8 protein-coding genes, 1 tRNA gene and 1 riboswitch are annotated in these 11,480 nt (G+C 53.8%); of the genes, 6 read left to right on the top strand and 3 right to left on the bottom strand.

The window, feature by feature from the left end; genetic code table 11:
* Positions 1-44: 44 nt before the first annotated feature.
* A complete protein-coding gene (locus POTG_RS06520) occupies positions 45-464 on the bottom strand; it encodes a hypothetical protein (RefSeq protein ID WP_009224029.1) in 420 nt (139 codons plus the stop codon).
* A 157-nt stretch (positions 465-621) separates the two neighbouring features.
* On the opposite strand from POTG_RS06520, the gene POTG_RS06515 reads away from it, so the two are divergent.
* Positions 622-1,224 (top strand): cupin domain-containing protein, encoded by a 603-nt coding sequence (locus POTG_RS06515; RefSeq protein ID WP_009224028.1) that lies wholly within the window; start codon positions 622-624, stop codon positions 1,222-1,224.
* A 202-nt stretch (positions 1,225-1,426) separates the two neighbouring features.
* Here the strand turns inward: POTG_RS06515 and POTG_RS06510 are convergent.
* Together POTG_RS06510 and POTG_RS06505 are read right to left on the bottom strand one after the other, a co-directional pair.
* A tRNA-Thr gene (locus tag POTG_RS06510) sits at positions 1,427-1,499 on the bottom strand.
* Positions 1,500-1,570: 71 nt separating this feature from the next.
* The gene (locus POTG_RS06505) at positions 1,571-1,870 is read right to left on the bottom strand and encodes an MTH1187 family thiamine-binding protein (RefSeq protein ID WP_009224027.1); all 300 of its coding nucleotides are present in this window, start codon (positions 1,868-1,870) and stop codon (positions 1,571-1,573) included.
* A gap of 323 nt (positions 1,871-2,193) precedes the next feature.
* Positions 2,194-2,447: riboswitch (cobalamin riboswitch) on the top strand.
* Between the two features lie 229 nt (positions 2,448-2,676).
* Here POTG_RS06505 and POTG_RS06500 point away from each other — a divergent pair.
* The 5 genes from POTG_RS06500 (at position 2,677) to POTG_RS06480 (ending at position 11,479) form a co-directional block, all read left to right on the top strand.
* Positions 2,677-4,593 carry an anaerobic ribonucleoside triphosphate reductase gene (locus POTG_RS06500; RefSeq protein ID WP_430051017.1) on the top strand — a complete coding sequence of 639 codons (1,917 nt, stop codon included), beginning with the start codon at positions 2,677-2,679 and terminating at the stop codon, positions 4,591-4,593.
* The gene (nrdG, locus tag POTG_RS06495; RefSeq protein WP_009224025.1) at positions 4,590-5,108 is read left to right on the top strand and encodes an anaerobic ribonucleoside-triphosphate reductase activating protein; all 519 of its coding nucleotides are present in this window, start codon (positions 4,590-4,592) and stop codon (positions 5,106-5,108) included. Before POTG_RS06500 ends, nrdG begins: the two co-directional genes overlap by 4 nt.
* A gap of 148 nt (positions 5,109-5,256) precedes the next feature.
* Positions 5,257-7,590 carry a ribonucleoside-diphosphate reductase subunit alpha gene (locus POTG_RS06490; protein WP_009224024.1) on the top strand — a complete coding sequence of 778 codons (2,334 nt, stop codon included), beginning with the start codon at positions 5,257-5,259 and terminating at the stop codon, positions 7,588-7,590.
* 674 nt (positions 7,591-8,264) lie between these two features.
* Entirely contained in the window at positions 8,265-9,296 is a 1,032-nt protein-coding gene (locus POTG_RS06485; protein ID WP_009224023.1) for a ribonucleotide-diphosphate reductase subunit beta, read from the top strand.
* 173 nt (positions 9,297-9,469) lie between these two features.
* A complete protein-coding gene (locus POTG_RS06480; protein ID WP_009224022.1) occupies positions 9,470-11,479 on the top strand; it encodes a Na+/H+ antiporter in 2,010 nt (669 codons plus the stop codon).
* The last annotated feature ends 1 nt before the right edge of the window (position 11,480 follow it).

The following is an 11,480-nucleotide window of genomic DNA, read 5'->3' as shown; positions in this document are numbered from 1 at the left end:
TCCCCTCCGGTCGCACCGTGAGGGGATTTTTGATGATCAAGAGATTATCCGCCGATAGCGGTAGCCGTGAAGACAACCGGCCCTACGACTCTGGCCGTGCTGTTGTTATCCTGATTTTCTACGATCAGCTGATAGTTTTGGACTCCGAGCGGGGCGTGTTCAACCATGTGCACGCTAATGAGACCCCAGTCGTTGAAAGCATCCTCCAGCTCTACTAACCCATAGAAGATTTCGGTGCCCGCTCTCCAGATGCGCACCAGGATATTCGGCGTATCGGTCAGCGCTTCAACGCCGATCGTTGCCTTCAACTCAACACGGTTGGTCAAGGACGCCGGATCGGCCGGATCAAGGAATACGGAAACTGCTGCAATCTGCACGCCCCCTACAACCGGAATCGGAATGTTAACACCATTGGTCACCGGAGTCACAACAGTCGAGTTGTAATCCAAAAGCGTTTTTGCCATACCATCTTCTCCCCTTTACTAAGGTATGCTCTATTCTATGTAAGAGAGAAAGAAGATTCTTAGATGAATGCATCAGTAGAATTGACTCATTTTCATACAAGCACAGGAGCAAGGAATAGGCATATGATGGATAAAAAAACTGGAGGTTATGTCAAACATGAGTTATGTTCCCGGACCGTACCCCGGCTTGTCGTACGCCGCTCCGTATGATCCTTACATCTATCCTCAACCTTACTTCGTTTACGGATATCCGCAGGCATTTCAACCCGCACGCTATCCCGACTATATCGAGCCCAGCCCGATCTATCCTGAATACGCACCGTCTCCTTCGCAAGACGACGCTTGGAACCGGCAGCCGCTTCAAGATTACGGGCAAAAGCCGTTTGTGATTAATATTAGCGATGCCGCCGAGCATAACCGGAACTTCCGGACCGCTCTCTGGACGGGCAAGCATTTCCAGGTCACTTTGATGAGCATTCCGGTCGGTGAGGATATCGGCTTGGAGATCCATCCGAACACGGACCAATTTGTACGCGTGGAAGAGGGTCGAGGCGTTGCGCAAATGGGCGATCGAGCGGATCACCTCACCTTCGTACGAAACATCCGTGAAGACGACGCGGTCTTCATTCCCGCCGGCACGTGGCACAACATCATCAACACCGGCAACGAGCCGCTGAAGGTGTATGTCATTTATGCCCCGCCGCACCATCCGTTTGGCACGGTGCATCGGACAAAAAGGGATGCGATGGAGCAAGAGTAAGCGCACCAAGGAACAGGGAGGTTTCAGCAAACCTCCCTATTTGCGGTCACAATTTAGTGCTAAGCGCATGGAGAAAACAAAGAAACGGAGAAGAACTAACAAGCGAAGAGCAAGAGGTCACTCGGAAGATGAACAAGGTCCTTCAACAATTCAAAAACGCCCCCCGAAAACCTCGGAGGGCGCGTTACGCTTGCATATCAGATGCTGGTGAAGGGACTCGAACCCCCGACCCACGCATTACGAATGCGTTGCTCTACCAGCTGAGCTACACCAGCAGGTTCGTTTTTAGCGAACAAAATTTATTATACCGAGTTTTAAAAATAATGCAAGCACCAATTTCAAGAAATTATAGTTTCTCGCGCACAGAGCGCAGCTTCTGTTCGGAGGAGCTGGCTTTGTCGCGGCGATCATCGATCTTGATCGAGGTTGATACGCGGCCGGCACCGGATTGGAACGGCGCTTCGTGAATCGCGCGAATCGCAGTAAACACATCATCTAACGATCCTTCAATAATCGTGCTCATGGAGGTGAGGGTAAAGGTAATGCCCTTCTGCTTCTCCAACACCCGATGCAACTCGGCCACATAAGCGCTGAGGCTGGTGCTCCCCGTCCCGATCGGAATAACGGTAACTTCGGCGATAGCCATAATCGGCTCCCTTCTTTCCTGGTAATGGTTTGAATCAAATCCCTGAGCTGGTTTTCGTCCTACAGGTATATTCTAACCAACTCTCCTCTCTAAGATCAACCGAACCCGTCTGCTAATATCCTTACCGTCCCCAAAACTCACACACTCTGTAAAACCCGATCTAGTCCTCCAGTCCCATTTATAAATGTTCACAATTTTCTTCTGTCCCCCACTCTCCGCATCGTTGCGCGGACCGGAGATTTTCACGTGATTTTCAGTCTGCTTTCAATGGGAAAATCCCATTTACAAACACAATATCTTGGGCTATCCTTAGATCAACGCAACAAAATATAGTGTGAACGGGTGATCCGGCGGACAAGCCGCCGGAGCTTAAAAGGGAAGTGCGGTGCAAGTCCGCTGCGGTCCCGCCACTGTAATCGGTAGCTTGGTACTAAAGACGAGGCGTTCGCCTACATCGTCTTGAAGACCCAGCCGTTCGACTGACGATATGCCACTACAGCTTAATGCTTGATGAGCTGCGGGAAGGCGTCAGCAACGTTCCGAAAGCCAGGAGACCTGCCCGTTTGAAAGACACCGACGGAAAACCTGCGAGGATCAGGGATGGTGTCCGCTTGCCGCCGAAATGTTGGGGCCTTGATTTGGTCTGTCCACTTTTTTGCAGTGCATTCGGGCATGTCTACCTCGTTGGTTGGACATGCTCTTTTATTTTGAACCAAAGCTCGGTTTACAGGGAGGAGAAGTGTGTTATGGCATGGGTAAGCCAGACGTATACCGGCCGGGACACCTTGCTGGATGAAGTGATTCGGATGGGCGAGGAAATCGTCCAGAGCCGCAATCTTGAGGTGCTGCGCGAGAACGCCAATTTAAATGGAGAGAGCTTCTCCGGCAAGATGAGCAAATTCGGCAGCGAGTATTCCAAATGGTATGCAAGCCATTTCGTACTGCCAACTCGCTTGGTACAGGCCATTCAGGATAACATCGTTTATGTTCACGACTTGGATCAGTACGCCCTCGGCACAACGAACTGTATTTTTATCCCGTTTGACAAACTGCTGCGCAAAGGCTTCAACACCGGCAACGGCAGCGTACGCCCGCCAACTTCCATCATGACGGCGATGGCGCTGGTGGCGATCATTTTCCAATCCCAGCAAAACTCCCAATTCGGCGGTGTGTCCGCGAACAAGCTGGACTTCGATCTCGTCCCGTACGTAGCCAAATCGTTCGCCAAGTACTTCCGCAAAGGGCTGGATTATTTTGAAGAAGGCGATGCGAACGCTGATTTGGGCGACATCACGATGAGCCGCAGTGACCTGCGGGATCAGTATCCCAAGGCTTTTAACTATGCGCTCAAGGAAACCAAAAGCGAGACGTTCCAGGCGGCCGAAAGCCTGATTCATAATCTGAATACGATGTCGAGCCGGGCCGGCGGGCAAATCCCGTTCACCAGCATCAATTACGGCACATGTACCTCACCGGAAGGACAACTGGTCATCGACTCCCTGCTCACGGCCACGATGCGCGGGCTGGGCCATGGGGAAACGCCGATTTTCCCGATTCAGATTTTTAAATGTAAACAAGGCGTCAACCAGAATCCGGGGGAACCTAACTACTCCCTATTTCTGAAAGCGGCGGAATGCTCGGCCAAACGGCTTTATCCGAATTTCGCCAACCTGGACGCCCCACTCAACCTGATGTATTACGACCCCACGGATCCGGATACGGAATTCGCTACCATGGGCTGCCGCACCCGGGTGCTGGCTGACCGGTTCGGCCGCAATCGTCTGTCTGGCAAAGGCAACCTTTCCTTTAATACGCTGAACCTGGTCAAGCTAGGCTTGAAGTACGGCATCGCGTTGGGACACCGCAAAGAGCCCGACGAACGCGGCTTCTACCGCGAGCTGACTCACTATATGAATATCGCCCTGGAGGGATTGCTGCATCGCTTCTCGATTCAGGCCTCCCAAAAAGCGAAGGCTTCCGATTTCATGATGCGGGAAGGCGTCTGGGAAGGCGGTGAGCAGCTGGCGCCGGATGATCAGGTCGGCGAATTGCTGAAGCACGGCAGCTTGTCCATCGGGTTCATCGGGCTGGCCGAATGCATGAAGGCGATGTACGGGAAGCATCACGGCGAAGATGAAGCCGTGTATCAGAAAGCTTACGACCTGATCGCTTACATGCGCGACTATTGTGACGGCCAAAGCGAAATTCACAATCTCAATATCACGTTGTTTGCGACCCCGGCGGAGGGGCTGTCCGGCAAGTTCACCAAACGCGACCGTGCGGTCTATGGCCCGCTGCCCGGGATTTTGGACCGCGAGTATTACACGAATTCGTTCCATATCCCGGTCTACTACAACATCAGTGCGGCACGAAAAATTGAGCTGGAAGCCAAATTCCACGGGCTGTGCAACGCCGGAGCCATCTCTTATATCGAGCTTAACGGCAATGCCCGCAACAATCCGGAAGCATTCGTCAAAATCGTGCAATACGCCCTGCAGCAGCAGGTCAGCTATTTTAGCATCAACCATCCGATCGACCGCTGCTCGGCCTGCGGCTTTGAAGGGATCATTGGGGCAAGCTGCCCCTCCTGCGGCAGCCATGAGAGCGAAGTGCATATTCGCCGTTTGCGCCGGGTGACCGGTTATCTGACCGGCGACTACCAGACACGGTTCAACCCCGCTAAACAAGCGGAGGTTCGCGACCGGGTGAAACACGACGCATGAACATTTGCGGGTACTACCCGGAATCCATTAATGAAGGGCCCGGCTTGAGAGCAGCGATCTTCATCAGCGGATGCCGCCATTATTGCAAAAGCTGCTTCAGCCCAAAAACCTGGAGCTTCGATTACGGGGAACCGCTCACTTTGGAGCGGGAAGCAGAAATTATTTATGACATTAAACATAATCCGTTGCTCAGCGGACTCACGATCCTTGGCGGTGATCCTTTTTTCTCCGCTGCTGAGGTCTGCGGTTTTATCGACCGGCTTGTGGCGGAAACCGGGCCAATATCCATCTGGATTTACACCGGTTATACGTTGGAAGAATTAATCGAACGCCCCGGCTCCCCCGAATATGAACTGTTGCGGCGTTGCGAGGTGCTGGTCGACGGAAGGTTCGTTGAGGAGCTTCGCGATCCTTCCCTGCTCTATCGCGGCAGCTCCAATCAACGGCTGATCGATATTCAACCCAGCCTGCAGCAGGGACAAGCCGTGTTATGGGAGCCCCTGTTCTCTTTTTAGCTGATTGATCTTATTGATCCTGAGCGCAACTTGATTGCGCCCCTTTTTTCACTGATTATCTGCAATTTGAACATTCAAGATTTGGGGTACCACCACCCATCTGCAGCCTTCATCCTACCTTAATATATGGAAAGTGAGGATTTATCTCATGCCTACTCTAGTGACAAAACCAAATAACCGACAGCTTGCGTTTGACAGCGCACGCCTTGGCGTCTATGCTGACCGAATTTTGCAAGGATTACATAACGTCGATAAAGAGCGCCTGCTGCGCGGCGTCAATGCAAAGCTGCGCCGGGATGTGGTGACCGGTGAAGAAATTAGCAACGCGTTTACGATGTCCGCACTGGAGCTCGTCAGCAAAGATGAGCCCGATTGGAAATATGCAGCGGCCCGCTCCCTGCTCACTTCTCTGTACAAAAAAGCGGCCGTCAATCGTCGCTACAAAGCCTACCCGGAAGAGCCTTACGGCTCGTTCTATCACCTGATCACCGAGCTCTGCCAGCTGGGCATTTACCGCGAGGAGCTGCTGGAGTGCTATACGAAGGAGCAGATTGAAGAGCTGGGCCGCACGATTGACCCGTCCTGCGACCTGCTGTTCGACTACATCGGCCTGCTCACGCTGACGGAGCGTTACCTGGCCACCGACTTCGACGGACGGACGATGGAGCTGCCGCAGGAGCGCTACATGGTCATCGCCATGTACCTGATGCATAAGGAGCCGGAAGAGAAGCGTCTGGAGCTGGTGAAGGAAGCGTATTGGGCGATGAGCAACCTTTATATGACTGCGGCGACGCCAACGATGTCCAATGCCGGTAAAAAAGTAGCCGGCCAGCTCTCCAGCTGCTTCATCGATACTGTCGACGATTCCCTTGAGGGTATCTTCGACTCCAATACGGATGTAGCCCGCTTGAGCAAAATGGGCGGCGGCATCGGCGTTTACCTCGGTAAGGTCCGCGCGCGCGGCTCGGACATCCGCGGCCACAAGAACACCAGCTCCGGCGTGATTCCCTGGATTCGCCAGCTGAACAACACCGCCGTCAGCGTCGACCAGCTCGGAACGCGTAAAGGTGCGATCGCGGTTTATTTGGACGTTTTTCACAAAGATATTCTTGCCTTCCTCGATCTGAAGCTGAACAACGGCGACGAGCGGATGCGCGCGCATGACGTCTTCCACGGCGTGTGCCTGCCTGACCTGTTCATGGAGGCGGTGGAGGCCCGCGGGGAATGGCATCTGTTCTGCCCGCACGAAGTGAAGAAAACGATGGGCTGGAAGGATGAGAACGGCCGCCCATTGGGGCTGGAGGATTTCTATGATGAGGAGCTTGGGAAAGGCAGCTTCCGTGAAAAATACGCCGAAGCCGTTGCCCACCCTACCCTGTCGCGCATCACGATGCCGGCGATCGATATCATGAAGCGAATCATGAAATCGCAGCTGGAGACCGGCACGCCCTACATGTTCTATCGCGATACGGTAAACCGGGCGAACCCGAACCGGGCGCATGGGATGATTTACTCGTCCAACCTGTGTACGGAGATTATGCAAAATCAATCGCCGACCGTCGTCGAGCAAGAGGAACTGGTGACGAAGGACGGACAAACCCGGATCGTCGTGTCCAAAATCCCTGGCGATTTCGTCGTCTGCAACCTGAACTCGATCCATCTGGCCCGCGCGGTGCCGGCCGGCGTGCTGGAGCGGCTGGTGCCGATTCAGACGCGGATGCTCGATAACGTGATCGATATCAACAATATCGAAGTGCTGCAAGCGCAGTATACGAACAGCCAATATCGGGCGATCGGACTTGGCACATTTGGCCTGCACCATCTGCTGGCGCTCGAAGGCATCCGTTGGGAATCCCAGGAGGCGGTTGAATACAACGACGCGCTTTATGAAAAGATCAACTACCTGCTGATCAAATCCAGCATGGAGCTCGCCAAGGAAAAAGGCAAATATCCGAAGTTTGCCGGCTCTGACTGGGAAACGGGGCAGTACTTCGAGTCCCGCGGTTACGTTGACGGCACGCGCGAAGGCAAATACGTGACGACCGAGCAATGGCGTGAGCTGCAGAAGGAAGTGCGCGAGAACGGCGTTCGCAACGCCTGGATGTTCGCGATCGCCCCCAACGGATCAACCTCGATCATCGCCGGCTCGACCGCCAGCATCGATCCGTTGTACGAGCTGCTTTCGTATGAGGAGAAGACGACGTACAAAATCGCCAACCCGGCACCGGACCTGTCCGAAAAAACGATCTGGTACTACAAGACCGCGTTCCTGATCGACCAGCATTGGTCGATCGAAATGGCTGGCGCGCGCCAGCGCCACGTCGACCAAGGCCAAAGCTTCAACCTGTACGTGCGGCCGGACATCCGGGCCACTGACTTCCTTGACCTGCATCTGCATGCTTGGAAGGCCGGGTTGAAGTCGACGTATTATGTGCGGAGCCGGGCGTTGACGATTGAGGAGTGCGAAAGTTGTGCCTCATGAGGTACTCAACCCTCCCCACCCCTCCCTTACCGTAAGGGAGGGCGCCCGAGGGCCTGCTGCCCTCTGGTCTCCCGCAAAGGGGAAGAACGTGGGAGAGCAAGAGGCGCTCCTGCGCGCTCTCCCCTATCGGGGATTCGCTGAGGTTGGCTCGTGGAACGCTTTTCCCCCTTCGGGTACGTCTTACTTTGGGCGCTCCCGGGTGACCTGGAAAACCGTGCTGCTCAGGACTGCTGCTTTCGGCGCACCCGGGGGGACGCAGGCGGGATGAGCCGCTTGCCGCCCTTCGGGCCCGCTCTACTGTGGCGCTCCTGCGGAGGCGGGGACTGCGACTTTGGGGCGTTACTGGCGAAACCACGTGCAATGAGGCGTTGTCCCTTCGGGATACACTTACTTTTGGTGCAAGACGAGAGAGCAGCAGGGGCGCTTTATACGTAACTGCGTGCTCGGAGGCGCTATCCCCTGCGGGGATGCGCTCACATTTTTGAACATATATACATGCGGGATCAGGGCCAGACGTTCGCCTTTGTGAGCGGATTTCTACAACTTCTGAATCTAGTCCAACCAGAGAAATCCGCGAGCAACAGCGATCGGAAGAACATTTCAGCCGGCGGCCTGATCCCGCAAATCCCATTCCATGTACAACTTACTCAACACAAATTAAGGAGCGAAATCCCATGCAACTTCAAACGATTTTTAATACCGAAGCCCCCAACAAATCAACGCGCATCATCGGCGGCGAATGCTCGGGCATCCTGAACTGGAACGACATTCGCATGCCTCATATGTACAAGCTGTACAAGGTGCTGCTGCTCAACCACTGGATCGCCGACGAAATCCCGATGGCCAAAGACGCGCAGCAATTCGCCCTGCTCGATCCGGAAGAGCAGCGCACCTTCAAGATCAACATCTCGCTCTTGGCCGTGCTCGACTCGATGCAGACGATGTTTGTGGGCGATGTAAAGCGCTACTTCACCGACTCATCGCTGGAGGCGATCTCGGCGATCATCGGGCAACAGGAAGTGGTCCATAACCAATCCTACTCCTACGTGCTGTCCTCAATCGTGTCGGAGCAGGAGCAGAAAGAAATTTTCGAGTACTGGAAGCATGATCCGGTGCTGCTGGACCGCAACAAATTTATCGCCAACATCTATCAGAACTTCCGTGATGAACCGACGCCGCAATCGTTTTTTGAAGCGCTGGTGGCGGATCTTATTCTTGAGGGCATCTTCTTTTATAGTACGTTTGCGTTCTTCTACAACCTCGCACGCGATCAGAAAATGATGGGCACCAGCCAAATGATCTCGTACATCCAACGGGATGAGAACCAGCACTGCTACTTCTTCGCCGAAGTGTTCAAGCAACTGCTGATCGATTATCCGGAATTAAACACGAAGGAAAATATCGATTACGCATACCGCACGATCGACCGGGCGGTAGAACTGGAGACGAACTGGGCGCACTATACGTTAAAAAATGTCCCCGGCATCGACTTAAACGAATTGTCCGATTACATTAAATACATCGCCAACAAACGGTTGACGTTAATGGGGCTGGAGAAAGCGTACGCGGGCGTGGATATCAACTGCATGCCGTGGATCAAGCCGTTCTCCGACGAAGCGTTGAACGCAACGAAAACGGACTTTTTCGAGGCCAAATCCCGCAACTACGGCAAGGTCGGCGACGACAACGGGTTCGATGACCTGTAATACCTGGGGTTACCTAAGTGAAACTGCTTCTTGCTCTTCCGCATCGGCTGCGGAGGAGCTTTTTTTTCGTTAAAAGCAGTTGTCCGTTTAAATTCGGTTTAAGAAATTCGGATATGCTATAATCAATACCAAATCGGCCCAGTGCCCGGACACATCGGAAGGACGTTGCTTTCATGGATTTACTGATTACTGTCATTTTGCTGCTCATCTGTCTGGTGGTTTCCAACATCATCAGCCACTACATCCCGATGATCCCAACCGCACTTACTCAAATCGCTCTCGGGATCCTCATCGCGCTGGCCTACAAAGAGTTTTCGCTAGAGCTTGAAACGGAATGGTTTTTGTTGCTATTCGTAGCCCCCCTGTTGTACAACGACGGCAGGTATTTCCCTCGCGACCAACTATGGAATATGCGCGGGGCGATTCTCGGGAACGCCATCGTCCTCGTCGTGTTAACTACGCTGGGAGGCGGCTACCTCATCCATGCCGTGATTCCTGACATTCCGCTGGCCGCGGCATTTGCATTGGCGGCAATCCTGTCCCCTACCGACCCGGTGGCCGTCAACGGTATCGCCAAGCGGATTCATATCCCGGAGAAAGTGCTGAATCTGGTCCGGGGTGAATCGTTGATCAACGACGCCTCCGGCTTGGTCGCTTTCAACTACGCGGTTGCGGCGGTCGTGACGGGGTATTTTTCTCTGAAAGAAGCTTTATATGACTTCTCCTATATGTTCGTGATCGGGGCCTTGCTTGGTTTAGTGCTCAGCTTGATGATGGCTTGGATCCGGTTCTCGCTGCTCAAACAAGGGATTAAGGATGCCACGCTGCACTCGCTGCTGCAAATTCTCACGCCGTTCCTGATCTTTATCGTGACGGAGGAATTCCTGCATGCTTCCGGCGTTATTGCCGTTGTTGTCGGCGGTATCGTGCATTCGCTGGTGCGGGAGCGGACGGAAACGATGCTGGCCAAGGAACAATTGTTAACGGAAAATATTTGGTCCACGCTGCTGTTCGTCCTGAACGGGGTTGTCTTCCTTCTGCTTGGTCTGAACATCCCGTTGTCGATTCAGGATACTGTCGCTAACCCGAATATTAACAATGTGCTGGCGATTGGGTACGTGCTCATTGTTGGGGTTGGAATCCTGGGGATTCGTTTTATCTGGTCGCATTTATTTGCCATTCATGATTACAAAAAAGGCAAAGGGGATAAACCTACGGTGAAGTCCAGCCTGCTGCTCACCTTGACCGGGGTCCGCGGCGCGGTGACGATGGCCGGTGTCCTGTCTATCCCTTATGTGGTTGCAAGCGGCGGGCCGTTCCCGGAACGGTCATTGATTCTGTTCTTGGCAGCGGGCGTCATCTTGTTTACGTTGATTGCGGCCACGATCTTATTGCCGATGCTTAGCAAAGGGGCCGCGCCAGGCGAAGAGGACAGTCCGTTCCTCGATTATAACGAAGCTCGGACCCGCGTGCTGCGCGTTGCGCTAAACAAAATCAAAGAGGTCATGGACGAGGACAATAAGGTCGCGGCCTATCAGCTTATGGATGAGTATAGCCGGCTCCTTAAGCCCGCTTTGGATCAATGGGGAGCCCAGCGACTGGATCGGCCAGAAATGATCGGGAAAATCACCGAACTGCACCGGGCCGCACTGAAGGTAGAACGCAACTACATCCAGCAAGCCGTCCAAGAAGGCAGCATAGACAAAGTCATGTATGAAACCTTCGAGAAGGCTTTGGATCACCGTGAAGAGAAGCTGTCGCAAAGCGGAAGCTCCCGCTTCTTCTTCCTGGTTGGTACGACAGTACGGGATTTCCGGCGGGCGAGACGGAAATACAAAGATGACAACATGAAGGCCGTAGGGCGGGACATCCACCTGAAGGCCTTGCAAGCAGCACTCGAGTATTTACAGGGGTTGAAAAAAGGAGACGCTTCCGACAACGTCATTCAATACGTCATCCTGGATTACAAGCGCGCCATCGCTCGGTTGAAAGGCTCCGCGAATCCATTCAACGAGAAGACGGAAGCGCAGAAGGAAGAGCTGCGGCTGCTGGTTATGGATGCCGAACGTGCGGAAGTCAACCGCATGTTCGAAAACGGCGAAATCAGCCGGGAGCAAGCCCGGGAGCTGCGCAGAACGATCAACCAAATCGAAGGCATCACCCTCTTCGAGCACGAGGAATAGC

Source organism: Paenibacillus sp. oral taxon 786 str. D14 (assembly GCF_000159955.1).
Taxonomy (GTDB): domain Bacteria; phylum Bacillota; class Bacilli; order Paenibacillales; family Paenibacillaceae; genus Fontibacillus; species Fontibacillus phoenicis.
This window is presented reverse-complemented; position numbering and strand designations above follow the sequence as displayed.